Annotated in this window: 35 protein-coding genes and 1 pseudogene; 9 read left to right on the forward strand and 27 right to left on the reverse strand. The window is 54.0% G+C overall.

The window, feature by feature from the left end; translation table 11 throughout:
• Positions 1-2 precede the first annotated feature (2 nt).
• On the reverse strand, positions 3-353 hold the full coding sequence (locus N6G83_RS19020; RefSeq protein WP_197769914.1) for a GPW/gp25 family protein: 351 nt from the start codon (positions 351-353) through the stop codon (positions 3-5).
• A complete protein-coding gene (locus N6G83_RS19025; protein ID WP_197769913.1) occupies positions 350-979 on the reverse strand; it encodes a phage baseplate assembly protein V in 630 nt (209 codons plus the stop codon). The genes N6G83_RS19020 and N6G83_RS19025 overlap by 4 nt, the downstream gene beginning before the upstream one ends.
• 216 nt (positions 980-1195) lie before the next feature.
• Between N6G83_RS19025 and N6G83_RS19030 the strand changes: the two genes are divergently transcribed.
• Both N6G83_RS19030 and N6G83_RS19035 read left to right on the forward strand, forming a co-directional pair.
• On the forward strand, positions 1196-1546 hold the full coding sequence (locus N6G83_RS19030) for a hypothetical protein (protein ID WP_197769912.1): 351 nt from the start codon (positions 1196-1198) through the stop codon (positions 1544-1546).
• A 231-nt stretch (positions 1547-1777) separates the two neighbouring features.
• The gene (locus N6G83_RS19035; RefSeq protein WP_197769911.1) at positions 1778-2158 is read left to right on the forward strand and encodes a DUF4354 family protein; all 381 of its coding nucleotides are present in this window, start codon (positions 1778-1780) and stop codon (positions 2156-2158) included.
• A 41-nt stretch (positions 2159-2199) separates the two neighbouring features.
• Here N6G83_RS19035 and N6G83_RS19040 read toward each other — a convergent pair whose 3' ends face one another.
• The 11 genes from N6G83_RS19040 to N6G83_RS19090 all read right to left on the reverse strand — a co-directional run bounded on the left by N6G83_RS19040 (position 2200) and on the right by N6G83_RS19090 (position 7851).
• Positions 2200-2646: a phage virion morphogenesis protein gene (locus N6G83_RS19040; protein WP_260515699.1), complete on the reverse strand. Its 447-nt coding sequence runs from the start codon at positions 2644-2646 to the stop codon at positions 2200-2202.
• Positions 2633-3106 carry a phage tail protein gene (locus tag N6G83_RS19045; RefSeq protein ID WP_197769910.1) on the reverse strand — a complete coding sequence of 158 codons (474 nt, stop codon included), beginning with the start codon at positions 3104-3106 and terminating at the stop codon, positions 2633-2635. The genes N6G83_RS19040 and N6G83_RS19045 overlap by 14 nt, the downstream gene beginning before the upstream one ends.
• Positions 3078-3308, reverse strand: a complete 231-nt coding sequence (gene lysC / locus N6G83_RS19050; RefSeq protein WP_260515701.1) for an Rz1-like lysis system protein LysC — start codon at positions 3306-3308, stop codon at positions 3078-3080. The genes N6G83_RS19045 and lysC overlap by 29 nt, the downstream gene beginning before the upstream one ends.
• Positions 3202-3630 (reverse strand): Rz-like lysis system protein LysB, encoded by a 429-nt coding sequence (gene lysB, locus N6G83_RS19055; protein ID WP_260515702.1) that lies wholly within the window; start codon positions 3628-3630, stop codon positions 3202-3204. The genes lysC and lysB overlap by 107 nt, the downstream gene beginning before the upstream one ends.
• Positions 3627-4139: a lysozyme gene (locus tag N6G83_RS19060; RefSeq protein WP_023460298.1), complete on the reverse strand. Its 513-nt coding sequence runs from the start codon at positions 4137-4139 to the stop codon at positions 3627-3629. The genes lysB and N6G83_RS19060 overlap by 4 nt, the downstream gene beginning before the upstream one ends.
• Positions 4123-4332: an HP1 family phage holin gene (locus tag N6G83_RS19065; protein ID WP_015379117.1), complete on the reverse strand. Its 210-nt coding sequence runs from the start codon at positions 4330-4332 to the stop codon at positions 4123-4125. Before N6G83_RS19065 ends, N6G83_RS19060 begins: the two co-directional genes overlap by 17 nt.
• Before the next feature lie 2 nt (positions 4333-4334).
• Entirely contained in the window at positions 4335-4538 is a 204-nt protein-coding gene (locus N6G83_RS19070) for a tail protein X (RefSeq protein WP_015379118.1), read from the reverse strand.
• Complete coding sequence (locus tag N6G83_RS19075) at positions 4538-5026, reverse strand: head completion/stabilization protein (protein WP_260515704.1); 489 nt, start codon at positions 5024-5026, stop codon at positions 4538-4540. Before N6G83_RS19075 ends, N6G83_RS19070 begins: the two co-directional genes overlap by 1 nt.
• A gap of 93 nt (positions 5027-5119) precedes the next feature.
• Positions 5120-5779: a terminase endonuclease subunit gene (locus N6G83_RS19080; RefSeq protein ID WP_260515705.1), complete on the reverse strand. Its 660-nt coding sequence runs from the start codon at positions 5777-5779 to the stop codon at positions 5120-5122.
• Positions 5780-5781: 2 nt separating this feature from the next.
• A complete protein-coding gene (locus N6G83_RS19085; protein ID WP_260515706.1) occupies positions 5782-6993 on the reverse strand; it encodes a phage major capsid protein, P2 family in 1212 nt (403 codons plus the stop codon).
• A 42-nt stretch (positions 6994-7035) separates the two neighbouring features.
• A complete protein-coding gene (locus N6G83_RS19090; RefSeq protein ID WP_260515707.1) occupies positions 7036-7851 on the reverse strand; it encodes a GPO family capsid scaffolding protein in 816 nt (271 codons plus the stop codon).
• Positions 7852-7993: 142 nt separating this feature from the next.
• Here N6G83_RS19090 and N6G83_RS19095 point away from each other — a divergent pair, with 142 nt between their 5' ends.
• The 3 genes and pseudogenes from N6G83_RS19095 to N6G83_RS19105 all read left to right on the forward strand — a co-directional run bounded on the left by N6G83_RS19095 (position 7994) and on the right by N6G83_RS19105 (position 11483).
• A complete protein-coding gene (locus N6G83_RS19095; protein ID WP_033632041.1) occupies positions 7994-9766 on the forward strand; it encodes a terminase ATPase subunit family protein in 1773 nt (590 codons plus the stop codon).
• Positions 9766-10452 (forward strand): terminase large subunit domain-containing protein, encoded by a 687-nt coding sequence (locus N6G83_RS19100; protein ID WP_260515709.1) that lies wholly within the window; start codon positions 9766-9768, stop codon positions 10450-10452. The genes N6G83_RS19095 and N6G83_RS19100 overlap by 1 nt, the downstream gene beginning before the upstream one ends.
• Positions 10449-11483: pseudogene (locus tag N6G83_RS19105) on the forward strand (phage portal protein). Before N6G83_RS19100 ends, N6G83_RS19105 begins: the two are co-directional and overlap by 4 nt.
• A 44-nt stretch (positions 11484-11527) precedes the next feature.
• Here the strand turns inward: N6G83_RS19105 and N6G83_RS19110 are convergent.
• The 12 genes from N6G83_RS19110 to N6G83_RS19165 all read right to left on the reverse strand — a co-directional run bounded on the left by N6G83_RS19110 (position 11528) and on the right by N6G83_RS19165 (position 19833).
• Positions 11528-11872 (reverse strand): type II toxin-antitoxin system HicB family antitoxin, encoded by a 345-nt coding sequence (locus N6G83_RS19110; RefSeq protein WP_223294898.1) that lies wholly within the window; start codon positions 11870-11872, stop codon positions 11528-11530.
• Entirely contained in the window at positions 11869-12123 is a 255-nt protein-coding gene (locus tag N6G83_RS19115; protein WP_071605322.1) for a type II toxin-antitoxin system HicA family toxin, read from the reverse strand. Before N6G83_RS19115 ends, N6G83_RS19110 begins: the two co-directional genes overlap by 4 nt.
• 371 nt (positions 12124-12494) lie before the next feature.
• Positions 12495-13349: a DNA adenine methylase gene (locus N6G83_RS19120; RefSeq protein ID WP_260515711.1), complete on the reverse strand. Its 855-nt coding sequence runs from the start codon at positions 13347-13349 to the stop codon at positions 12495-12497.
• A gap of 71 nt (positions 13350-13420) precedes the next feature.
• Positions 13421-14929, reverse strand: coding sequence for a hypothetical protein (locus N6G83_RS19125; RefSeq protein ID WP_260515713.1), 1509 nt, complete (start codon positions 14927-14929; stop codon positions 13421-13423).
• 454 nt (positions 14930-15383) lie between these two features.
• Positions 15384-17600: a replication endonuclease gene (locus N6G83_RS19130; RefSeq protein WP_260515714.1), complete on the reverse strand. Its 2217-nt coding sequence runs from the start codon at positions 17598-17600 to the stop codon at positions 15384-15386.
• Positions 17597-17911 (reverse strand): DUF3850 domain-containing protein, encoded by a 315-nt coding sequence (locus tag N6G83_RS19135; protein WP_060418377.1) that lies wholly within the window; start codon positions 17909-17911, stop codon positions 17597-17599. Before N6G83_RS19135 ends, N6G83_RS19130 begins: the two co-directional genes overlap by 4 nt.
• Positions 17912-18037: 126 nt before the next feature.
• On the reverse strand, positions 18038-18262 hold the full coding sequence (locus N6G83_RS19140) for a TraR/DksA C4-type zinc finger protein (RefSeq protein WP_033639330.1): 225 nt from the start codon (positions 18260-18262) through the stop codon (positions 18038-18040).
• Entirely contained in the window at positions 18262-18504 is a 243-nt protein-coding gene (locus N6G83_RS19145; protein WP_023447523.1) for a DUF2732 family protein, read from the reverse strand. Before N6G83_RS19145 ends, N6G83_RS19140 begins: the two co-directional genes overlap by 1 nt.
• A 63-nt stretch (positions 18505-18567) precedes the next feature.
• Positions 18568-18870 carry a hypothetical protein gene (locus N6G83_RS19150; protein ID WP_031221632.1) on the reverse strand — a complete coding sequence of 101 codons (303 nt, stop codon included), beginning with the start codon at positions 18868-18870 and terminating at the stop codon, positions 18568-18570.
• Between the two features lie 11 nt (positions 18871-18881).
• A complete protein-coding gene (locus N6G83_RS19155) occupies positions 18882-19061 on the reverse strand; it encodes a phage filamentation protein Fil family protein (RefSeq protein ID WP_260515805.1) in 180 nt (59 codons plus the stop codon).
• Between the two features lie 10 nt (positions 19062-19071).
• Positions 19072-19581, reverse strand: a complete 510-nt coding sequence (locus N6G83_RS19160) for a phage regulatory CII family protein (protein ID WP_197837421.1) — start codon at positions 19579-19581, stop codon at positions 19072-19074.
• A gap of 30 nt (positions 19582-19611) precedes the next feature.
• Positions 19612-19833 carry a regulator gene (locus N6G83_RS19165; RefSeq protein ID WP_117287273.1) on the reverse strand — a complete coding sequence of 74 codons (222 nt, stop codon included), beginning with the start codon at positions 19831-19833 and terminating at the stop codon, positions 19612-19614.
• 135 nt (positions 19834-19968) lie between these two features.
• Here N6G83_RS19165 and N6G83_RS19170 point away from each other — a divergent pair, with 135 nt between their 5' ends.
• The 3 genes from N6G83_RS19170 (at position 19969) to aac(6') (ending at position 22292) form a co-directional block, all read left to right on the forward strand.
• A complete protein-coding gene (locus tag N6G83_RS19170; RefSeq protein ID WP_117287272.1) occupies positions 19969-20547 on the forward strand; it encodes a phage repressor protein CI in 579 nt (192 codons plus the stop codon).
• 3 nt (positions 20548-20550) lie between these two features.
• On the forward strand, positions 20551-21636 hold the full coding sequence (locus N6G83_RS19175) for a tyrosine-type recombinase/integrase (protein ID WP_260515716.1): 1086 nt from the start codon (positions 20551-20553) through the stop codon (positions 21634-21636).
• Positions 21637-21851: 215 nt separating this feature from the next.
• Positions 21852-22292: an aminoglycoside 6'-N-acetyltransferase gene (gene aac(6') / locus N6G83_RS19180; protein WP_103086043.1), complete on the forward strand. Its 441-nt coding sequence runs from the start codon at positions 21852-21854 to the stop codon at positions 22290-22292.
• Here aac(6') and N6G83_RS19185 read toward each other — a convergent pair whose 3' ends face one another.
• A complete protein-coding gene (locus N6G83_RS19185) occupies positions 22293-23009 on the reverse strand; it encodes an HPP family protein (protein WP_025304335.1) in 717 nt (238 codons plus the stop codon).
• 170 nt (positions 23010-23179) lie between these two features.
• Between N6G83_RS19185 and yfcF the strand changes: the two genes are divergently transcribed.
• Positions 23180-23815 (forward strand): glutathione transferase, encoded by a 636-nt coding sequence (yfcF, locus tag N6G83_RS19190; protein ID WP_127146322.1) that lies wholly within the window; start codon positions 23180-23182, stop codon positions 23813-23815.
• A gap of 73 nt (positions 23816-23888) precedes the next feature.
• Here yfcF and N6G83_RS19195 read toward each other — a convergent pair whose 3' ends face one another.
• Positions 23889-25130, reverse strand: a complete 1242-nt coding sequence (locus N6G83_RS19195) for an amino acid permease (protein WP_042785408.1) — start codon at positions 25128-25130, stop codon at positions 23889-23891.
• Positions 25131-25186 lie beyond the last annotated feature (56 nt).

Consider the following 25186-nt stretch of genomic DNA (forward strand, 5'->3'; position numbering starts at 1 on the left):
TTTCAGCTCACAGGAATAGACAGCGACAGCGCGCCGGGGGCATCGGTGCGGGTGCCGGTGATGTCGATCACCATCTTGCCGTCATAGGTGGTATTAAAAGCGATGCCGGTCAGCTTGACGCGCGGCTCCCACGCCAAAATCGCGCTGTAGCAGGCGGCCATAATCTGCAGGCGCAGCGCGTCGTTCTGCGGCTGGTCGAGCAGCTCAGAGAGCAACGAGCCATAAGCCCGGCGCATCGGGCGCGAACCCTGCGGCGTGATCAGGATGTCCGCCACGGACTGGCGAATATGCTCGATGTCCGTCAGCGTGCGGCCGTTGCCTCGGTTCATGCCGATATATTTGGCGCTGTTCATGTTGGTTTCCCCGTTTTCCCGCCGCCGGTCTGGACGCCGCCGTGGGTGTGCGAATCAACAACGACGCCATTCGACGAGAACGAGCCGCCGCTGTGCTCGATGTTCCCGCGCATAGCCCCGCCTTTTTGCACTTCCAGCGTGCCGGTGGTGAGTTTGTTGGTGCAGACCACCTCCGGCGCATCAAGCGTGATTTTGTCAGCCGTAACGATCACCACTTTGGCGCTGGCGGTGATGGACTCCGACGCCTGCACGTCGGCGGTTTTAATGCCGGACACGCTCAGCGCGCCCGTTTCCGGTTCGTACTCGATGACCGCGCCATCTGGGAACGCGATATGCAGCGCATCCGCAGACGCAGACGGGGCCGGGAAGTCATCGGAGAAAATGCCGCACAGCACAAAAGCGGTATCGAGTTCGCCACCCAGCGCAAAGATCAGCACCTGTTCACCGACGGAAGGCGCCGACCAGCTGCGGGTGCGCCCTGCTCGGCAGGTTAGCCAATTCAGCCAGTCGGTAAGATTGCCGCCGGTTTCGACACGGCACAGGCCGTTATCGAGGTCAACGGCGCTCACGGTGCCGATGCGGATAAGGTTTCTTAGCAAGCGCATAGAATTTAGATGTGTATTCATGCGTTAAATTTTGGCGGTTCACTGAATGTGAGTCTATTTGGCCATGTTGGAAGTGGTACAGAACAACACGCAACTCAATTGCAATTGCCTATCATTTTCAGTTGAATGAAAAAACAATGTTCCTCTATACTAAACAACGTCACATAATAATCGTGATGAATTGTTTAATGGAATGTTGATCTTTTGTTAGATCGCAAGGTATCTACGGAGTCTTTCTTGAAGTATTTTATTTTGTTATTCCCCATTATTTCTGGATGTGTGACACCACCACCAACTTTTACTGATAGTGATATTAAGTCATTTGATAACGACACTCTCTGTAAAAAGCTTGGCGAATATAACTGGCATGGCCAAACGGTATTAAGACTTACGGATGAAGTCTTTCGGCGGGATAAGGATATTGATCAAGAACATTGCTATATGTTGTCTGTTGCAAATAGAGAGTATAACGATGGTCCGAGATTCGAACCTGATGTGCATTACGATCCTGGATTGAGCACGCAATCGCCATCTTATCCAAGAACTAAAGGCTCCCATTCTGACCATGGCCGAATGACTAATTTCTAAAGACAGAGCATGAACATTATTTCATTGGGAACTTCTCAGCGGAACATCTAAAACTTACAACCTAGAAATTGTAAGTGAGCCCCCGGGAAGACATTGTCTTTTTTAATTATCTGCGCTCCCCCTAATGCACATTTTAAGCGTAGCTTAGTTTGAGCTTCGTATTATTATCAGGAGGCCATATATTGCATTCGTGTAGTAATCCAGACAACCAACCGACAAAAAGGAATTGATATGAAGATCTCAACTATCATTACATCTCTAACTCTGGCCGGTTTTTGCTTTGCAGCAAACGCTTCTACTCTTAGCAATGTCGCCGTATATGCTACTGAACAATCTCGGGGTTCAGTATCTATTGGTGATAAAACTGTCTACACTAAAACCTTTGAGGTTTCCATAGCAAAACTATCAGCCGATACTGTAGCTTTATCAAAGCTTTGTCTGAAAGCTTACTCGCCAGACAATAAAGAATTCAAACTCGATACGGTTGATGAAATTTTAACCTCTGGTTTCCTGAAAGAGGGTAAACTGATCAAGGGAAGCGCTGTGTTTGCTTCTGAGAATGATGCGGTCCTCAAGGCCGCTCTGGTAAAAATCTCCGACGATTGTAAGTAATCCTATAAAGCAGCCCTCTGGCTGCTTTCTTCTGTAACGATTTACCCACCTATGTGTTCAATAATAACTCGCTCTATTTCTCTTATATCACTGCTATCGAAACCTAACAGCGGGCGGGCCTCATATTTTACCGCTTCACTGTGCGGCGTCGGCCGATCGCGCAGGCCGTAATGGTGAACGTTTACCATGCGTTTCACACGCCCGACAAACTCAACCACCGCCGCATCGCTGTTGCCCTGGGCTTTCAGGTAACGGGCCGTGCGCAGCTTGGAGAACATTGCCCGATCGCGCAGGCGCTTTTTGTTGCGAAGCCGAGTTTTGCGCGGCGCGTAGGGTGTGCCGTCCGGTGCCTGCTGGCGTTTGATGTGTTGCTGTTGACCGGCGCGCAGGCGCTTTGACACGGCAACGGCCAGCGACTTTCGGGACTGCGGCGACAGCTTGGCAATCAGCCCGGCAAGCCGGGTGTCAAAGGGATTAAGCTCGCTCATGCCATTCACTCACTAATTCACCGTGAACAAAGAGCTGCATCGGCCGCGTGATGTCCTCCGGTAACGGCGGCTCCGGCAGGTGCTTAACGTGTAGTGTGCCGTTCTGTTCGCTGACCACTACACGCTCGGTCAGCTGCAGCGATACGCTGAAATCGTAAGAGCCGTTGTTGTTGAAGTCGCTCGCGAAGGTGATCCCGGTGCGACGCTTTTCCTCCGTTGCCATGATATCCGGCTGGTTTTCCCGTAGCCATGCCTGAATCGGCACCATGATTAAATCCAGATCGCCGGTGTAGTCCAAAAACAGCAGGTTCAGCGTATAACGGTATTCATGTGACAGCGAGGTAGCAAGCGTAGCGGCCACATTGCCGCGCTCTACCCGCACTTGCAGATTTTCAGGGTTGCGCTGTAGCCACGGCAGGCAGCTTGTCAGCTCAGCGCGGAGCTGTTGCGGTTTTAACATCGTGTTGTTCCTGACACTGTTTTATCGTTTCGACCTGCACCGCGCAGGCCGCCAAGGCGTTTTCAAGCTGGCGAATATCGGCGCTCAGATCGCCGTTAGTCACCGGGCGGCTGGCCGGAATTTGGCACGGACTCACCTTCGGACAACCAACGTAGATAATCCGCGGCGCCGGTGAAGCCGGGGCGCTGGTGCAGCCGGGCAACGTCAGCAGGCAAAGCAGTGTTAAACCAGTCCCGTAATTGCTGATTTTCATTGAGTAACCTCTGTATTTTCTGCTCGCGCGTCAGCGCCAGCCGGTGCGCGGCGTTTAGGTCGCCCCTTAACTTTTCCTCTTCCTGCGCCAGCACACCTGCCGCCGCCTGCAACGTGTCGATCGCCGCGCGGGTATCGGTCAGCGCCGCCGCTATCCGGCCGTTCTCCTGCCGGGCGCTTTCCAGCCGTTCACCCAACGTGACAACCTGCCATTTCATCCAACCGGCGACGACCAGCGCCAGCACCAGAAACCACCCGATCGCGCGGCTCATGGCGCGGCCCCGATCAGGCAGTGGGCCAGCTCCGCCGCCCGGCGCCGTTCCAGCCCCGGCGATTTGACGCCGTTGACGAACACCCAGCGCGGCAACTGCAGGCAGGCGCTGCGCCAGTCCTGTCGCTTGATGAAACCGGCCAGCGTAGAGCCACAGGCGGCCGTGACGCCGACGTTAAAGGCAAAGGACACCACCGCGTCATAAACCGGCGGCGGCATCGTGACAGGCATACAGCGCCCTATGCCGCGCTCCACGCGATACACGTCGGCGATGAGGTTAACGGCAGCTTGGCGCTCGCTGATAACCGCGCCGGGCTTTACCCCGGCCGTGTGGCCAATGCCGCTTGTCCAGACGCCCGCCTGACACTGGTACGGCGATAAACGACAACCCTCAAAATCGGCCAGCAGTCGCAACCCAGCCTCAGAGATCTGCAGCGCGCTGAATTGCGGCAGCAGCACCGCCAGCGCCAGCACGGCGGCCACGCTGCAGCGTTTAGCGATTGAGTTCATCGTAAACCCTCCGGCTAACGCCTAGCTTGTTCAACAGCTGATAGCTTTTGCGGCGGTAGTACCAGTTAACGAGGAACGTCCCAACGCCAACGGCGGCGCCGACCATAAAGGCGATATCCTGAGGACTGTATCGGCCAATCCAAGCGAGAAAGGCCGCTACGGTATAGGCCACCCACGACGTAATTTTCTCCATTGCTAATCCCATAAATTGACGGTTTCACGCTGCGGCGCGGCGGTCACGTCCGGCAGCTCGACCGGGTGGCCGTGGGGCAATATTGCCCCGGCAGCGGCCAGCCCTTCATTTAGCGAATAGACCTGCTCAACCACGCCCTGCGTGCGCCCGTAGTAGCGCCAGCAAATCGCGTCAACGGTGTCGCCCTGCAGGGCGTAGACTCTCATCAGAGCAGCCCGATGATGCAGTGGCTACGCTCGGCCACGTTACTGATCGCGTTGCGGGCGTTGCGCCACAGCTCGCCGATCGAGGCTTCAACCACATCAGCCTTGCGGCCGCCGGTGGCGGTGGTGTCGAAACTGCGGTATTGCTCCGAGAGCGTCGCCATGGTCATCGCGCTAACGGCATTGCGGTATTCGCTCACCCGCACGCTTTCGCCGTCGAGCTGTTCGCCCGGCACATCCTCAAGCCGCTGATAGCCGTCGGCCATCTGGTCGCGGCGGAAAGTGAACAGCTCGGCGTTCACCTCCGCGATCGCGCTTTTAATTGCCAGCCGCAGGCGCGGGGCGGTGATGGTGCCTTCAATGCGCATCACGTCGCGCACGTCCGCCGGGTCAATGTCCGGCCAGAAAAAGACGTTTTTAACGATCGGCTCATCCTCCGGGCGCGGTGCTGGCGCGTCCGGGCGTAGCCGTTGGATGACAACGGTGCTCATATGACCTCAGAAAGTTAGGGGGCGGTGGACGACGGCGTTGAAGAGGTGAAACCTGTCGCGGCCGTCGTGCCGCCCGGCGCGGGGCGCGTTCTGTCAGCGGCTGGCGGTGGTGCGTATTGCCCGCTCCAGCCGTTCAATGTCCTTTTTCACGCCGCAGCCGTTATGCAACTGCAGCGCGCGCTTAAGGTGGTTCAATGCCAGTTCAGCCCTGCCCGCCGCGCGCAAGACGTACCCGGTGATTTTGTGCAACTTGGCGCGCACTTGGTCGGGCATGTCTTCTGCGTCGGTGAGTTCCATCGTCTGCGTGAGGTGGTCAATGTTGACCGGCTCCCCGGCCTCAAAGGCGCGGGTGGCAGACTCGGCGACGTCTTCTGCGATGAGGTATGGCGTGGAGCGCGCGAAATTGCCCGGCGGCGCCAACTGGTAGCGCAGCGCATAGCGGGCGATGTCCAGCGCGCCGGGAATGTCCCCGGCATCCAGACGCCAGATCATGACCGTCATCAGAATGGCGTCCTGCGCGCCGCGACCTTCGGCCAGCACACCGGCAACCCAGGGGGCATAGTCCGGCAGCAGTTGGCGCTTGAGTTCGGCTTTACGCTCGTTTGAGCGCACCTTTTTGAGCTTTCGCTTATCTTCATTGAGTTTAAGCATCATCCGTTCATAGCCGTTGGCGTGTCGCAGCGGGTCATTCTCCCGCTGCGCGGCCTCGACCGCTGACTGGCGCATAAGGTGACGGCGGGCAGGGCTGGTCATGGTTATTTACCGCCTTTCGCTTTGTCGTCTGCCGGTGCTTCCTCCGGGGCTTTCACGTCGGTGACAGGCTCCGCTGGCGCAGCGGCAACTTTGACGGCTTCAACAAGGGCACCGGCAAACGCCTTAATGTCATCATCAGAGTTCAGCAGTGCAGCCTTGGTTTTTGGCTCGGTCGGCTTGACGGCCAACAGCTCGATGTTCTCCACCAGACAGCCGCAGGCGTAATCCTCAACCACATAGTCCTCGTTGATGGACTCATAGTTTTCGATGCGATCGCGTTTGGCGTTCTCCACCATATGGCGGCGGTGTGTGTCTTCCTGCCAGTAGATCGACAGGTTATCCATGCGCGTAATCAGCAGCGCATCCGCCGGGAAGTACGGCACGCGCACAGCGGGCAGGTTGCCGATGCGCTTCTGGCTGATAATCAGATCGGCGGCCAGCGCTTCGGTGTTGGGCTGTTCCTGATTGACCAGCGGGAAATACTTGTCGGCCAGCAACTGACGACCGCAGATTACTACCAGCTCCGGATCTTCCTGATACCACGGCGCGATCAGGGTGTTGGTGGCATCCATTACCAGCGCGTCGAGGTTGGCGTAATCGCCACCGGCACCCACGCGGATGTTTTCAGACACCACGCTGCCGTCCATACCCACGATTTTATTCATCACACGGCCCGGCGCATTCTCGCGGTACTTCTGCAACCAGCCCGGCGCAATGTCCTGCAGCAGCGGGAACTTGACGCGGTTGGAGGTTTTGGCGCGGTGCGTACCGTTAAAGCCGATCATGATGCGGTCGAGCGCCTGACGTTTCACAATCGCATCGCGTAAGCGGGTCTGGAAATCCTGATAACGCGCCCACAGGTCGAGGGTGTTGTAGCGGATGTGGAAATCGTAGTTCACCTGCTGGCAGAAATAGTCATCGCTGTCCAGCGTGGCAAAGTCGGCCGTTTCGCGTTCATCGCCGCCGGCGGTGTCGGTGGTGCTGGCGATGGAGCCGCTCACACCTAAACCGACTTTCTCTCCCTTCATTTCCTTAACCGGCAGGATATTGATGCGGGTCAGAAACGTGGAGGAATCCTGTACGCGGGTCATGATGGTTTGCGTAACGGACGGCTCAACGCTGAATTTTTTATCCAGATCGCCGGTAGCGACGCCATTCAGTTCGGCAAGGCGGGACAAAAAAGCATTAAATTTAAAACGAGTTTGCTTGCGCATTTTTCTTCCTGTTTTTGTTCGGTTTTATCGGGTGAGACTGCCTTAGCAGTCGGTCAGCACGTCTTGCGCGCTGTTGCCGCCGGTGGCCTCCGGGCGGGCCTGCTGGCTGAAATCTTCCGAGGTGGAAAGCTGGGCTTGCAGCGCGCTGAACGCATCGCTGCCGGTTTTTACCTGTTGCTTGAGGTCGGCAACCTGCTCGCTCAGTGCAGCGAATTTCTCGGTAAAGCGGGTGTCTGCTTCCTGCAACTGCTCGGCCACGGTCATCACGGCGCCTTCCATCTCGCCAAAGCGCACATCGTCGGTAGTCTGCTTGCGGCTAAACATCGCTTTGATGCGGGCAGAGAATGAGGCTTCCGGGTCAGCGACCGGCTCAAAATCGAAATGGACTTCCAGCGGCGCGGAGAACTCGACGTTCTCGTGGCGGCGGCTGAACTCCAGCATGTCAGTGCCGAGGCTCGCCGGGTCATCGGTGACGGCCAACCCGACCAGATACGACTTGCCGGTCTTGGCGAAATCGCGGCGGATCTCCATCGAGGTGAAAACCTGTTGGCCCGCGCCGACCATCGACACCAGATCGGCGGTCGGGGCCAGACTGGCATACAGCGCCCACTTGCCGTGCAACAGCGGTTCGTCCGGCTCGTCGATTTTCTCGGCCTTCAGCTCAACCACGCCGCCGTAACGACGAAAATAGCCATCCGGCAAAATCCCCTTGATGTGCTCCATGTTGATGCGGGCGCCGTACACCTTCGGGCTGTAGGTCGCGGCCATCTGCTGAATATCCGCAGCGCCGATCTCGCGGCCGTCAACGGTGTCGCCTTCAACGCCGATGCGGAAAAACTTAGTAACTTTCTTTGCCATGTAAACGGCTCCGGTTGTGGTGATTGGGTTCGGTGCTAGTTTCGGGGGAATGGCGCCGCGTCTCAACGCGTTGCGGTTGGAAGATCTGAGGCACAACAAGGGCTTAATGCGAGCCGCCCGGCGCTTTCGTAGCCTTGGCGGCATGAATACAACACCGGCAACAACCATCATCAGCGATCCGCGCCGCCAAGCTGCCTTGCTCTACTGGCAGGGCTTCTCTGTGCGCCAAATTGCGGAAACGCTGAACCTCAAGGGGCCGACAGTGCAGAGCTGGAAGCTGCGCGATAAATGGGACGACATCGCGCCCATTTCCCGCGTTGAGCAAAGCATGGAAGCACGGTTGATTCAGCTCATCATGAAAGACGTCAAGGAGGGGAAAGACTTCAAAGAAATCGACCTGTTAGGCCGCCAGATTGAACGGCTGGCGCGGGTCAATCGCTATTCGGCGACCGGCAACGAGGCGGACTTAAACCCGAACGTCGCCAACCGCAACAAAGGCGAGCGCAAGCCCGCCGAGCGCAACGTGTTCAGCGAGGCCGCCGTGGAGAAACTGCAAAGTATCTTCACGGAAACCACCTTCGAGTATCAAATGGGGTGGTATCGCGCCGGGCTGCAACACCGTATCCGCAACATCCTGAAATCGCGCCAGATCGGCGCCACGTTCTTCTTTGCCCGCGAGGCGTTGCTCGATGCGCTGACCACCGGCCGCAATCAGATTTTCCTGTCGGCCAGTAAGGCGCAGGCGCATGTATTCCGCAATTACATCATTGATTTTGCCCGTCTGGTCGAGGTTGACCTGAAAGGCGATCCGATGGTGCTGCCGAACGGCGCCCGCCTGATGTTCCTCGGCACCAACGTGCGCACCGCGCAGAGCTACACCGGCAATCTGTATCTTGATGAGTATTTCTGGATCCCGAAGTTTCAGGAGCTGCGCAAAGTCGCCAGCGGGATGTCGCTGCACAAGCGGTGGCGCACCACCTACTTTTCCACGCCGTCGAGTCTGGCGCACTCCGCTTATCCGTTCTGGTCGGGGGAACTGTTCAACAAAGGCCGCCGCAGTAAAGCCGATCACGTTCAACTCGACCTCAGCCACAGCCACCTGTCAAAAGGCGTGCTGTGCGGTGATGGGCAATGGCGCCAGATTGTCACGGTTGAGGATGCGCTGACCGGCGGCTGTAACCTGTTCGACCTCGATCAGCTGTCGCTCGAATACAGCCCGGCAGAGTATCAGAACCTGCTGATGTGTGAATTTGTGGACGATACCGCGTCGGTATTCCCGTTCGCCGAGCTGCAAGGCTGCATGGTCGATACGCTGGAAGAGTGGGAAGACTTCAACCCTTACGCCGTGCGGCCGTTCGGCTATCGCCCGGTGTGGATCGGCTACGACCCATCGGAAGCCAACGGCGGCGACAGCGCCGGGTGCGCGGTGATCGCGCCGCCAATGGTGGCCGGGGGCAAGTTCCGCGTGCTCGAGCGCCACCAGTGGCAGGGCATGAACTTTGCCGCTCAGGCCCAGAAGATTAAAGACCTGACCGAAAAATATTGCGTGGAGTACATCGGCATCGATGCGACCACCGTCGGCCAAGGTGTTTTCCAACTGGTGCGCGAGTTCTTCCCGGCCGCGCGGGAAATCAAATACACCCCAGAAATCAAAACCGCCATGGTGCTGAAGGCAAAAGACACCATCGGGCGCGGCTGTCTGGAATACGACACCAGCCACACCGACATCACCGCCGCCTTTATGGCGATCCGCAAAACCATGACCGCCAGCGGCGCACGCTCCACTTATACCGCCAGTCGCAGCGAAGAAGCCAGCCACGCCGATGTCGCGTGGGCAATCATGCACGCCCTCTTAAACGAACCGCTGACCGCAGGCAGCGGCCACAGCAGCCCGAATATTTTGGAGTTTTACTGATGAAATATGCATTTACTGCGCAACAACTTGCTGACCTGAAATCATTACTGAACACCATGGCGACGCCTTACCAGCGCCGCTGGTACGCGGAAGGGCTGGAACATCGCCGCCGCAGCTATACCAAACACCGCCAAGCCGGGGCCGATATGTTCTTTGCACTGGAAGGACTGATCGACGCTCTGGAAACCGGGCGTAATCAGCACTATTTCGCCCCATTGCTAAAATACTCGCTGGCGTGGTCGCGTAAATACATTTGCCACTTTGCGGCGAAAGTCGGCATTCACATCGCGCAAGATGACAGCAAGATTACGCTGACCAATGGCGCCGAAATCGCTTTTCATGGCGGCCTCGGCCTCTCACTGGCCGCATTGCACGGCAACGTCTATTTGAGCGAATACGCATGGGCGAATCACCCTTACGCCCTTTTCCAGAGCGCGCTCGCCGTTTCCTGCCATTCACGCTATCGCCTGACGCTGTTCACATCCGTATCACCCAATCCCGAGGCGTTCGCCGTGTGGAAACGCTCGCAGGCCAAGGGATTTTCACAGGTACACACGATCGAGGACACCGCCGCACAGGGCGGACTTTGGGACATGCAGGATGTTGAAACCCTCAAGCGGGAATGCACTGCGGAGGAATTTCGCCAGTTGTATCTTTGTGAGTGGCCGCAGGAGGTGGCACTGTGAGCAAGCGCAAAGGCCGTAAGGCATTCACCACCCCGGCACCAGCCCAACCAGCAGAGCAGAAGCAGGATTTTGAGGCGTTTACCTTTGGCGAGCCGTCCGCGGTGCTGGATAAGCGGGAAATTCTGGATTACATCGAATGCACGACCAATGGCAAGTGGTACGAGCCGCCGATCTCATTCGACGGGCTGGCGCGCAGCGTGCGCGCCGCCGTGCATCACAGCTCGCCGATGTACGTTAAGCGCAATATTTTAGCGTCAACGTTTATCCCGCACCGGCTGTTAAGTCAGCAGGAGTTTAGCCGCTATGCGCTGGATTATCTGGTGTTCGGCAACGCCTATTTAGAAGAGCGCCAAAACCGGCTCGGCGCGCCGCTGCAGCTGAAATCCTCCCCGGCCAAGTACACGCGCCGCGGCGTGGATCGCGGCGCTTACTGGTTCGTGCAGGACTGGTAAGAGGCGCACCGCTTCAAGACCGACAGCGTTTTTCACCTGATTGAGCCGGACATCAATCAGGAACTGTACGGCCTGCCGGAGTACCTCAGCGCGCTTAACTCCGCCTGGCTGAACGAGGCGGCGACGCTGTTCCGCCGTAAGTATTACCAGAACGGGGCGCACGCCGGTTACATCCTGTATATGACCGATGCGGCGCAGAGTACCAGCGACGTTGACCGGATGCGCCAAGCCATGCGCGACACCAAGGGCTTAGGGAACTTCCGCAATCTGTTCATGTACGCCCCGAATGGCAAACCGGACGGCATTAAGATTTTGCCGCTGTCCGAGGTCGCCACCAAGGACGACTTTTTCAACATCAAGAACGCCAGCCGCGACGATCTGCTGAGCGCGCACCGCGTACCGCCGCAGATGATGGGGATTATCCCAAACAATACCGGCGGTTTCGGCGACGTGAAAAAGGCCGCTCAAGTGTTTGTGCGCAACGAGCTAACGCCGCTGCAGGAGCGCATGAAAGAGGTGAACGACTGGATCGGGGAAGAGGTGATTAGATTCGCGCCGTATGAGTTGCCGACCGAATAAGCAGAAAGCCGCCAGTGATTGGCGGCTTTTTTGTTGGCGCTGGATCAGGAATGCTTTTCGATAACCAGATCAACACCTTCATTCAGCAGTTCATTAATCGACTGCCCGGTGGCCTGTGCGGCAATGGCTAACGCCTGATGGCGTTCCGGCGACAGGCGGGTGGTTACTTTGCCGCTGTACGACTTGTAAGGCTCGATGCCGTCTTTATGGCACTCATCGAGAAAGACCGCGAGTGAGATCGCGCCTTCTTTCTTCAGCTCGTCCACGCTGTAGGCGTAGAAGTCGGCGCCGCCATTCAGCCCGACAAACTCGCCCCGGAACATTTCAATTTCAGGGTCGAAGTTGATGACGGCCGTATGGCCGTCAATTTTCAGTGTGTTATTCATCATGGTTTTATTCCTAAGCTATCCAACCAGATCCGAATGGAGTTAACCGCCCCCTTGTCAGTGGTAGGTCTGGGGTGTGGCCGGTGAAAGACTCTTTTTTCACCTTTCAACAGCACCGCGATCCTAGAACCTTCCCTTTCGTGAATCTCCGCCCCTAATGCGGTAAAAAGCGCCTCAATATCAGACCACTTTATAGAACCGTTGACAGGCCGGGCAAACACATCTGACAGCGTTTTTTGGTGTCGTTTGTTCATGGGGTTTATAGTATCACTTTATGACACCATTGCAAGAATATTATGGTGTCGTTTTTTGGTGTCAATGATTGGCGATATTATGCAGTGCGCTGTAAGCGCCTGAGAGCGCCATCATGGCGCCACGACATCAAACCCCATTCTCATGCAAGTATTGCGATAAATCGCCGTGACGGGACGCTGGCGGCTCTTTTGGGAGGGGTTCAACACGGCTTGCGCGCAATGCTATCCCCGCCTCGCCTGCGCGCTTTATATGTCGCTTTTAATGCAGTTGCATGATCCGGCGCGATCCGCGCCAGTGCTGGCGCTGCGGGGGTAAAAGTCGTACCGGATCATCATGCGATTTCATGCACTCAATGCATGCACTCGAAAAATTATGCTGCAACCCCTTTTAAGGAGTCAGGAACAAGAATGCGAGGAGAGAATATCATAACCTCCTCGCCTACTTTTTTTTGCTGAGCGGTATATTGCAGGGAATACTCTATCTTACTGAAATCTTTATAAATATCTTTAATTTCAAGTGCGTTATCATAAGAGACTAACCAATATGGAAATTTGGATTCTCTAAGTTTCTCCATAACCATCACATGATCATCATGATTATAAAAATTACGATACAACCCTTGGCCTTTCATATAGTACGGAGGATCAAGATATAATAATGTCTTCCGTTCATCCAAGAACGAGATTTCATCTAAAAATTCCAATGTATCCAGATTAAATATATTTATTCTTGAGCCATATTCTGCGATGGCTTGAATTCTTCCAACCAAGTCCAATTTATTAAAGCGGACATCCATCCGCCATTTACCACCCTGAGACTTTCCACCAATCACGCCTGCCTTCAAAATCCCAGAACGATTCGTCCGATTTAAAAAGAATGCCGAAAGTCCGACTTCCACCGGACTATATTCACTCGAATTTGCAAGAACCAGTTTATGCTTCATCCAAGCGTCAATATCTACTTTCGCATCAAAAATTAAACGACATAGATTTTCAGAGTCATTAATTACAGAGTGCCAAAAGCAATATATAGCATAATCTATATCATTTATATAAATCTTTCTTACATATTCTTGAAGCAGAAGCTCAAGCGCAATTCCTGCACCACCGGCATAAGGTTCAACATACACGCCATCGTTCAGACCGTTAATCTCTAAAACATCCTTGATAAAGTAAGATAGCTTACCTTTACCACCGGGGTATCTTAATGGCGTGTAAAACTTCATTTAAACCTCTGTATCATCCATATCTAATTTTAAAATTGTAACATCCATGTATGTAATCATCCAGTTTTAAATTAACTCCAAACTTTCATCAAAAGTGTTTCAAAAGCATCCCACTCATCATTAATAGCCTCTTTAGATGATATCATATGTGGGTTATGCACATACTGGTGCAACGAACCATTAGCTTTTGTTAATTGGCTAGAAAACGCAATCACTGCTGTACTTTGAGAGCCAGTTATTTTTTTCTTATCTCTTAAATAGTGAGCACAAAGAATCACCTTATCATGTAAACCGGGGTTCCGACTCGAATCCTTGTGTTCAATTTTATTATCTTCGATAAAAGAAGTAACAGAAAGATCAATGAAAACGCGAAGTAATATAGAAATAGCATTAGGGGTAGTATCATAAGTCAAATGTGATTTTAGCTCCGAAAAAATACGAGAGCATTTCTTATGCTTTTTAAAATTTAACTTAACATATGATGGGATTAAATTATTTCTATCACGTTTAGGTGGTCTTGTCGTCTTATCATCACCCTCTGAATCTTTTTCTTTCTCGGTATTGCCATCTGATTCTTTTTCATTATGGTGTGAGTGGTTATCCGACTCAGGTTCATCATTCACTTTTGAATCAGAATTCTCATCACGTTCTTTCTCATTACCACTATTATTTTCTTTATCAGCGTCCGCATCTGTGCCTTTAACTTCTTGATTGTTAACTTTAGCACTTTCGTCAATAAGCATCCACGGCTTTTCAAATAAAACATCGGACGGAGTAATGTTCTGCTCATGCATTAACATCAACCGTTCTTCCTTACCCCGAATCCTATTCACAGTAAAAGCTGAGCGACCATTGTCCTCTTTTTCAATCATAAGGATCAATATCTTGTTTAATTGCTCAATGAATCTGTTATATGGTTGGAAGCAATAAAGCATCCCATTTATATTATCTAGATTAAAGAAATTCCTTACAGTTACATCGCCAAAAATACGAGTTATGTTAGTTATCTTAAGAGAACTCTTTTTCTCAATTATTTCCGGATAATGCTCTGGGTTAGACTCTATAAATGTGAAAATCTGGTTACCAAAAGATTGCTTACCAAGACGTGCTAAATGACGAGCTTTTTCTGGGGCAGTCCATTCAACTCGACCAACTCCATTATTTTGCCCTGTATGCTTAAGGTTTACCCAATGCTGATAAGAATCATCATCAAAAATAACACAATTGTTAATTACCTTAATATCTTCCTTTTGAGTTAACTTTATTTTTTCAAATGCTTTTCTAGCTCTTTCATTTGGTGCCAAGCTCGGAGACAACAACAATTTCAATGCTGTTACACGTCTATTCCCTTCAGCAACAACATAGAAACCGTCTTCATCCTCACTACTATAGACCAGCACATTCTCAGAAGGATCTAGGCCACGTAATGCGATGTCTTTGGCAAGTCTATATATCCGGTCATATTGCAGCTCCAACATTTTTGCTATAGCGTCACGCTGGTTGTCTGCAGGAGTAGGGAATCTTGGATTATCAACATCTAGAAGTAACTTATTGATATTTATTGAATTTAACTCATTCATTAGGACGTCCCATGTTCTATTCTTAGCTGTGTATAAAATAAATCCCACTTCAACACGAAACTATATTACTATTTTCAAACAAAATCCATGTTCGGCATTTAACTTATCGTAAACATAATAAGCTATCTAGATATTCATGGGAGAAAAATTCTCCTCTTATCAGCATCCCCTACTACAAGCACTTAGAAACTATGCGGAAGACCGTTCTCGGCCAATCTCACCACTTGCTCCATTTGCACAAGTCTTGATCTCTCCCGCTAGTTCTGAAATCCATATCAATGCAATCTCTTTATCTTTCGCTTGGCTCTCATGACAAACCCCCAAGCGGGCAATGAATTCAATACGCTCTAAGACAACCATTTCTTCCACTACTGGTAAATGCACCCTGTTCCTCCGACATCAACAACTGTATACATATACAGTATATGCCTATGATATTTAATTACGCAAGAAATTATTCAAAGTCCGCCCAATCCTTAACCTGTGGGTAGCACATTGAAATATCACCAAATTTGACTTTAGCGCCGCGTGCCAGTGCCTCAAGTTCCCAGCGCGTCGGCTCGATGCCGTGTAGTGCCAGCTCTGAGTAAATTTTGGATACGCGATCGCGCTCGGCGGTGGTCAATCTGGCCGATGCAGCAGGCTCTATTCGCTTATATGGGTCAATTCCTCTTTGCTGCCTGTTTATCTGCGGGGCATTTGCCCGTAAACGCGTCATAACAGACCGTGCAACGGTCATGTCATCCCAGTCAATCGGGGTTTCCGGTGCATGTTCCATCACCGCCACGGCCTCTACAAGCCCCCCATCTTGCGCATTTTCGGCGCCACCGCTACCGACCAACCCACAGTTATTGACAGGACTCCGAGGCGCGCCGGAGGCGCTTTTCAAAGTCAAAGGCTCAACGGCAACGGCTTTAGCGACGATGCGCCATTGCGTGGTACGGGTTTCATAAACACGATCGGCGCCGATATGCGGGGCAAAAATCCCCGCGATTTTCTGCACCTCTTCATCATAGGCGTTGCGCTCGTCGGCAACCCGGCGGGCCACACGCACAGTCTGATCGTCGCGGGCAACGTTAGGGCCACCCTGCGCCAGAATGTAAGCGGCAAAGTCACCGGCATCAGCAGCAGCGCGCACAGCCTCAACGGTTTCGTCAAACTCATCGACCAGACTGACAGAGCGGATCTTGCGGCACTCACGCCATGCGCCGCGCGACGGCAGGCCGATAAAGTGGAATTGAGGGATTCGCCACGTTGACGCCCACGCGGTGACGGCGGCGGCCGTATCAGTCAACAGCTCGCCGGTTTCATGATCGCGCTCGCCATCCAGTGCGTAACCGTCGATGTTTTTTGCAATGTATTTGGCGATATAGCCCGCCGCACCGCCTTTGTTCAGATGCTTGCAGTCAAAACGGTTTTTGGCGGCGCCGCGCTCGTCGCCGTCTTCGGCCATGGCATAACGGCGCATGATGTCGATCACCTGCTGGCGTTGTTCTTTGGAGGTAAACAACATCATATGCCAGTGCGGCGTCGCATCATGGTGCGGCTCGACCACGCGCACGCCATAGACTTGCAGGCCCGCATCTTTAAACGCCGTGCGGATCTTGCTAAACAGGCTGACGAGATAGCGCTGGCCGTCTTTTGGCGTGTATGCCTCTTCATCCCATTTGTGATTAAAATGCACCTTCGGGATGTTCTTGCCGACGGCGCGCGTCGGGTGATATTTGGATGGGGTGGTGATGGTGATAAACATCCCTTTATCGCCACGGATAGCGGCGGCCTGCTCAACACCGGCGATCATCGCCATTAACTCCATACGGCGGATTTCTGGGTTAGAGATGCTTGCCATCACCTTGTCGATGAGGCTGAAGCGTTCGCCGGTTTCGACGTTCTCAAGCTCGCGGCTATTCAGATAATCAAAATTGGACTGGCGGCGCGCTTTCACATCCCGAATAGCCTGCTTACTGGCATACGACGACGCCCTGCGATTAACATTACCTAGGGCGATCAGCAACGCCTCGCGCCAGCGCGTGCGCTGGGACTTAAACTGGCGTTCCCACCACTCGGAATCAACCAACCGTGACAGGCTGGCAATCGCTGACCGGGCATCAAGTTTGCCCTTGCGGTATTTGCGCCAGTGCATCGGTGTGATGTTGAAGGCGCGCGCCATACCTGCAATGCGGCCATAAAATTCTGATTGGGTGGCATCTTCGAAAAGCCCGGCATTGTCGCCGCCGTTCTCCGCCACAAACTCATCGCAGTAATCTGCGTAATTCTGCAGAAGCTGACCGGCCACGCGATCGGCAAGACGGCGTAACTCTTTGTCATCCATACCGGGCAAAGCTGCGTAATTATCAACTTCTGCAGAAAACCGCATTGAAGCGGCGAGGTTCATCGCATTTTTGGCGCTCACCGTTTGCAGGCGCGGCCAGATGCGGCGATCGAACTGGAATACCAGCCATTTGTTGGCGTCGTGCAGCCCTTTGGTCTTGAGCAAATTGGTGTAACGCGTCAGGAACATTGCGCTGAGGAAGCGCGGCAGACGGCGAATATTGGTTAAAACAGCTTGCCCCTGAGCGAGTTCCTCACGGGTAAGCGGTCTCACCGGCCCGGCAACTGCCGGGCGCGGTTCGTTCCATGGGTAAGCGTAGGCGGGTGCCGCTTGGCTCATTGCACTTTCGCGCCGTGTGCGTAGGTGCAGTTGCCACAGTAGCGCTCATTGCAATTCACGCACAAAGAATCTTGCAGTATTTGGATGCTTAAAACTACATAACCAGTTTTCCACTCGCTGACATCTGTAATATGAGTGATTTTTGCAATGATGAATTCACCGGTATATCCGTTAGCATCTTCGAGCCACTCACGAAGCTTTAATAAATCCCCCTCTTTGAAGTCTCTATCATTCAAGCGAAACTCTGCTTTTTTAACTCCAGCACGAACAAAGTTAAAATAAGAGGGTTTAATTTTTAAATCATGTAGCATTACAAACAACTCCTTAATCGTAATTTTGGCTTTCTGGTCTGCGTGCAAATTCTGAATCACTCAAATCAGCCGCAATAAAATGACCTGCCAGCAACGCCAGCAGGCCGAACAAAATAGAGAACTCCGTCATGCCTTCCCCGCGTAAAGGTGACTTTGCGTCTCGCGGATCTGCTGACAGCTTACGCAGGTATCAACGCCGGGAACGGCAGCGCGACGCGCGGCAGGAATCGGAGCGTCACATTCTTCGCAAACGAAAGCAGAAGGCAGCGCGGAGGATTTGCGAGCATTGGTAATCTGCGCCTCCAATACCAGCGCTTGCCGCTCCTGTTCGTAGTCCATCAAGTCGGCCATTAGTGCAGCTCCTGCGCTTGATGCTCGATGGCTTCAGCCTCTTGGCGGAGCAGCTCAACAGCTTCAATAGCCGTTAAACCGTTCTTAGAGATATGTGCAGCCAAACGCACCAGACGAGCAGCGGCGAGATCGGCTTGATTCTTACGCTCATCAAGGCGGGCGTGGTCAAGCAACACAGCCACCTGTGAAATATCGCTACCTTGCTTTGCCGGGTCTAAACCCATAAAAATCACATTCGACATATTTAATCCTTATTTCAGACAAAGCGATGCCCGGCGGGTTAACGCCAGAATTACGCAATGCGGTTAATTAACGTTTAATTCGCAATCATCATCACTGATAAATCGCGGTAAGGTTTTTGATAAATCAATCAGGTCATTCAGCGCCCACACGATTTGTTTACGCTCTGAATAACTCATTTCTGCAAACTTCATTTTTATATGCCGCTCTTTCAGCCCGGCATGAAAACAAACAGTTCTGCGGATATGTTCCGGCGACTTATCAAAAGCCTCTTGCGCCTGATTCCGCTTATGCGGGAACAGCTCACGCTTAATCTGTGAAATGCGCTTAATGCCGATCGCTTTTTGTGTTTCAGTAGCCAACAACATGACAGCCCCAATCAACGGCAAAACAAACGGCGCAGCGGTGAAACAGGCTTAGCCGTTGACAGGCCACGCAGTAAGGCCGCCTGATCGTGACGTGGGCGCCAGCGCTTGCCGCCCGGCAGTTCAATAAAACCGTGTTCAAAATGCCGCGATGGGCTTTGTTTTTTCAGCAGTGGAGCGATAGAAATAACCACGGTGATCACCTCAGCTTAAACCAGCCACAGCGCTCAGCCCGCTGATCACGTCAACGGTGGAGGCCAGAGCCGGGGTGGATTGGATGCGGTTCTGAACGGTCAAGCCGATCAGCGACAAATGGCGGATCGCCGTGTTGACGCTTTCAAGCAGTGCGCTTTTGCGTACCGGCGTTTTGTGGTCGCCCTGCACGGCGGCGGCGGCGACGCTGCCAACTGCGGCCGTAGCCTGCAGTGCATACGTTGGAATATTCCCGGCGCAAGCCTCATTGACAGGTACGGACGGCATGCAGTTGATTTGTGCCAGCAAGGCATCGAGCAAGCCAGCGTCTTCAGTAGCATCAGTAAGCGCCAATAGCTCCGCACAAGTGAGCTGGTGCGGTTGCTCTGGGTTTAGCTTGTTGCGCAAGGTCTGTGGCTTAATGCCTGTAACCTCACCCAGCTTTACGAGGTTGTGGCGAACGGCAAACTGCCGACAGGCGATGTCAAAATGTGGATGTTTGGAAACGTCATAATCAAACATGATTCACCCCAATCTAATAATTAAGATGAATTACGCCTGAAGCGAAATCTTACATTCACTCAATGCCTGCACAGTTAATGCAGCCATGTTGATTTCAACGCGAGCGCGAGGCTTGTCACCTTTACCGCGTATAGGCAAACGACCATCTCGAACCATGTCGCGAGCCGTTCCCATAGGGGTTCCAGTAATGCGGCAATACTCATCGATAGGCAGATATGGGGTTGTAATGGCAATTGTAATGTTAGGACGCATCGTGCAAACTCCGTTTACGTTCGAACTCGGCAAAGCTCGACAAAATTCACCAATTGAAAACTATGGAGAGGCTACATTTCTTTTTGTTCATCGTCAATATGATAATGCTCATTTTGAAAAGTTAGCATACTGCACATGATGAAAATCGACTACGACGCCAACAGCACGCCCGTTCTTGATAGGGTTATTGAGGCCTACGGTTTCAGCTCCAAGCTCATGCTTGCTCAACACCTTGACATAGCAGCCAGTAGCCTTTCCAACCGTTACCGGCGCGGAGGTTTTCCGTTCGATATAGTGGTTCGTTGCATGGCGGAAACTGGTGTAACACTGGAGTGGCTCGTTACCGGGCAAGGTAGAAAGCACTATTCTGATGAATTGGACATCATCAACTTACAACATCAAAAATTAGCTGACGGTCAGCTGATTGATTCCGGCATGGCGAAACTAGACAAAGTATTTTTCAAGTCTGGGTCGGCCCTACCTGCTGATCCGGTTTGCATCCAAGACGACAAAGCCCAATACATTGTCGACCGTTCATTTGAGGAAGTTTTCGACGGTGAATGGTTGGTAAGTATTGAAGGAAAAATCAGCATTCGAACTCTGGTTCGTATACCGACAAATCGCGTTAGAGTTGGCGGTGTTGGTATGTCCTTTGACTGCAGCCTAGATGAAATCAGCGTGTTAGGCCGAGTAGTAATGACAATCTCAAACTAAGCTATGTCAATAACAAAACAACCAGATGGAAAGTGGCTTTTAGACTTTTACCCAGAAGGCAAGCCAAAGGGAAAACGAGCTAAGCGCATTCGTGTGAAGCGGGCCACTAAAGGTGAATGTGTAGCTTACCAAAGCTACATATTAGAAAATGTTCACGTCAAGCCTTGGCTCGATGGAAAAGAAGATCGCCGCAAACTGAAAGACCTTGTGGTGCAATGGTTTGATGAGCATGGCGTTACGCTAGATGACGGTGAAAAACGTAAAGGCGCAATGGAGTTTGCCTGTGACAGCATGGGTGATCCTTTCGCTCATGAGTTTGACTCAACCATGTTTTCTATTTATCGAAAAAAGCGGTTGTCCGGCGAGATAGTCAGAACAGCACGGGTAAAGCAGGTTTCACCGCGCACGATGAATCTCGAACTGGCATATTTTCGCGCCGTATTTAATGAGCTAAAACGTCTGGGTCATTGGAAACTTGACAACCCTCTAGCAAACGTCCGCCCCTTCAAATCGGAAGAGGCGGAGTTAGCCTATCTCGAGCAAGAGGAAATAAACCGACTATTAGAACAGTGTTTAAAAAGCAGAAACGGCAGCACATTTTGGGTTGCTTGTGTATGTTTAATGACTGGCGCGCGTTGGGATGAGGCTGAATCATTGACCACAAAGCAGATTAAAAATCTTAAAATTAGCTTTTTCAAAACTAAAGGGAATAGGAATAGAACCGTCCCAATAAGCAACGAATTTTACGACTCATTGCCGAAACCGGATAAGCCCGGTAGGTATTTCAAACCATGTTATTCTGCTTTTCGCAAAGCCGTTGAACGTGCGGAGCTTGAACTCCCTGACGGCCAGCTTTCACACGTTTTGCGCCACACATTCGCCAGCCATTTTATGATTAATGGCGGAAACATTCTCGTACTACAACGCATCTTAGGCCATACCGACATCAAGATGACGATGCGATATGCGCACTTCGCACCTAACCATTTACAGGAGGCGACCACCCTTAACCCATTGGGGAAAAACGTCCCCTTTCTGCCCCCTCAGAACTCAAACCACCAACAACCACCGATAACATCCGTTTTATAACCTTTTGTTTTCGCTGTAACTTATTGATTTTAAAAGATGGTGCATCGTTCTCATAATCGCTTGGTCGTTGGTTCAAACCCAACAGGGGCCACCAAATTTTAGCTGTTTTCACAGCCTTACAAGCCATCCTGTCCGGGATGGCTTTTTTGTTTCCCGCCGCCGTGCCACACTTCCCTCTCGGCATACCTGATTATTCCGACTCATAAGGACCCCGCATGATCGTCAACTGCGACCACGACAACCTCGACGCCTGGCTGGCGCTGCGCTCGGCGCTGTGGCCCACTTGTCCGTTGGAAGAGCACCGCGCGGAGATGCGCGAAATATTGGCTTCGCCGCACCACACCGCATTTATGGCGCGGGGGCTGGACGGCGCTTTCGTTGGCTTTGCCGAGGTCGCACTGCGCTACGATTACGTCAACGGCTGCGAATCGTCGCCGGTGGCGTTTTTGGAAGGGATTTATACCGTCGAGCGCGCCCGCCGTCAGGGCTGGGCGGCGCGTCTGATCGCGCAGGTGCAGGAGTGGGCCAAGCAACAGGGGTGCAGCGAGCTGGCGTCGGATACCGACATCGCCAATCTGGACTCCCAGCGCCTGCATGCGGCGCTGGGCTTTGCCGAAACGGAGCGGGTGGTGTTTTACCGCAAAACGTTGGGCTGATCAGGCGATCTTGCTTTGCCGCTGATGCGCCAACTGCTCGGCGCGCAGCAGGATCTCCTGCAGATCGTCCTCGTCGATATCGAATAGATCCCCCTCCATCAGCGCCTCGTGCAGATCGGCGCGGGTGATGGAAACGGCATCGATCGGCAGATTGGCCGGCTTGGCCTCCGCCGGCGCCAGTGCGTGCGGGTAGCGTCGCCCGGCCAGATTATTGAACAGAATGGCCAGCGCCGCCAGCAGCACCGAGTTCAGCAGCACCGGATACAGTACGAAGTCATAGCCCATCTGGTGAATGCCGGGGCCGCCGAGGATGGCGGTCAGCGCCACCGCGCCGCCGGGTGGATGCAGGCAACGCAGCTTGAACATCAGGCCGATGGCCACCGCCGCCGCCGCGCCGCAAGCCAGGCCCGGATCGGGGATCAGCAGACCGGCGCTGACGCCCACCGTTGCCGCCAGCGCATTGCCGCCGACGATCGACCAGGGCTGCGCCAGCGGGCTGTTGGGCACGCCGAACAGCAGAACCGCCGAAGCGCCCATCGGCGCGATAAACCACAGGTTCACCTCGCCCAAAATAAAGTGGCTGATCCAACCGGCGAGCATCAGCCCCAAACCGGCGCCGACGCTGGAAATCAGCATCTCTCGCTTGCCCACCGCCAGCGGGTGCGGCCACAGGCGCGCAACTCCCACTTTTACCCGTTCAATCCACTGCGTCTTCATGTTACCCAATACGGCTCAATTCACTTGTTGGCAACAAATATATCACATCATCCTGAAGGAACTCACGGCGCCGTAAACCGCGCCGCCCAAGAACTTTTAGCTAACAGATTGATTTTTAGCCTCCCCTCGACAATGATGAATGTTCCCCCCTTAACCCCGAGGAACCGCCGATGTCTCAACCGATCACCGAGCTTTATACCGACAGTGAATTTTTCAGCCCGTACGCCATGTCCGCCTTTGTCGTGCTGACGGAAAAAGGCATTCCGTTCACCGTGAAGCCGGTGGATCTGGCGAAGGAAGAGAACAAAGAGGCGGCCTACGCGGCGCTGTCGCTCACCCGCCGGGTGCCGACGCTGGCGATCGGCGAATTCCAGCTCTCGGAGTCTTCGGCGATCGCCGAATACCTGGAAGACATCCACCCGGCCCACGCCGTGTACCCGCGCGACGTGAAGCTGCGTGCCAAAGCGCGCGAGATCCAGGCCTGGCTGCGCAGCGATCTGCTGCCGATCCGCGCCGAGCGTTCGACCGAGGTGGTGTTCAACAACAGCAAGTTCCCGCCGCTGTCCGAAGCCGCGCAAGAGGCCGCGCGCAAGCTGATCGCCGCCGTGGAAAAGCTGCTGAGCCACGGGCAGGATAATCTGTTCAGGGAGTGGTGCATCGCCGACACCGATCTGGCGCTGATGCTCAACCGGCTGGTGATGCACGGCGATCCGGTGCCGGAGCGCGTGCGCCACTATGCGCACAAGCAGTGGCAGCGCCCGTCGGTGCAGGCCTGGCTGGCATTGTCGGAAAAACGGCGCGCCTGAGAAAAAAATCGGCGGCCACGACGCCGCCGTTCTCAATGCCGAGAAACAACATCACTGCTTGAGGGAAGGCAAATCACCATCCAGAGGGCAGATAGCCTAACAATGAAGCGATGGCGTACACCGCACTGGCCAGGTACAGCAACACAATGCTGATCTGCAGCAGCGGGTGCGTGATCCAGTTGCACTGCCAGCGCGGGGTCTGGTCGCCATGTTTGCGCGCGCCGCGCAGGATCAGCATCGGCATGATCGACAGGATCACCCCGCTGAACACCCCGGCGAAGTAGAGCGCGTTGACGAACGACACCAGCCCGCTGTAGGCCAGCACGAACGGCGGCACCACCACCAGCAGCAGCACGCCGAAGCGGCGCAGCGGCAGCTCGTCGTTGCCCAACCGGAACTTGTCGAAAATATTGGTCAGGAAGCTGCCGCCCAATCCCCAGTACGAGGTCAGCATCGCACACAGCGCGAAGATGTTGGCGGAGAAGAACGCCCACTGCCCCAGCGCCTGGCCCCAGGAAATGGTGGCCACGTCGGAGATGTCATCCAGCCCGCTGAGCGCGATCACCGACATCGGCACCGCCGCCAGCAAAATGAAGGTCACCACCATGCCGACGATGATCGCCTTCGGCAACTGCTCCGGCTTGTCGGCGAAGCCGCGCGCCATTTCCGGCACGATGTACTGCGCCGAGAAGCAGAACACCACCACGTTGAACACCGGCACCATATAGCGCCAGTCGCCGTCCAGCAGGTTGCGCATCTGGGTGGTGTCTTTCAGCAGCGTCGCCGCCACCAGGGCGGTCAACATCACCACCATGCCGATGCTGATGAACTTCTCGCCGCGGCCGATCGCTTTCAACCCCAGGTACAGCACACCGGCGGCGGGCACGAAGAACAGCAGGCTGCCCAGCGCCGGCGAGATGCCGAACAGCGATTGCAGCAGCTTGCCGCTGCCGGTCATATAGGCGGTGAGCGCCCCAACGCTGTTGACGCACACCGAAGCGAACATCAGCCAGGCGCCCAGGCCGCCGACGTAGCGCTTCGCCAGCCCGCTCAGCTGCAGATGCGCGCGGGTGCGCAGCGTGGATTCGGCAACGTACAGCATGGTGATGGTGGTCAGGCTTCCCACCAGCACCAGCCAGAACAGCAGCGGCAGAAAGCCGGCCTTGCTGGAGGCGTAGGCGATGGAGAGCACCCCGGCGCCGATGTTGGTGCCGACGATCATCGCCACCCCTTCGAGGAAACTTAACGATTTGGCGGGTGCAGGTGCTCGCACCCCGGCGGCAAGCGCCGGAGAAACAGAGATATTATCAGACATGCATCATCCTTTATCGCCCGGCGACGCTGGCCGCCGGGATGGGTTAACGTCCTGAC

It is taken from the genome of Serratia sp. PL7 (genome assembly GCF_945957435.1).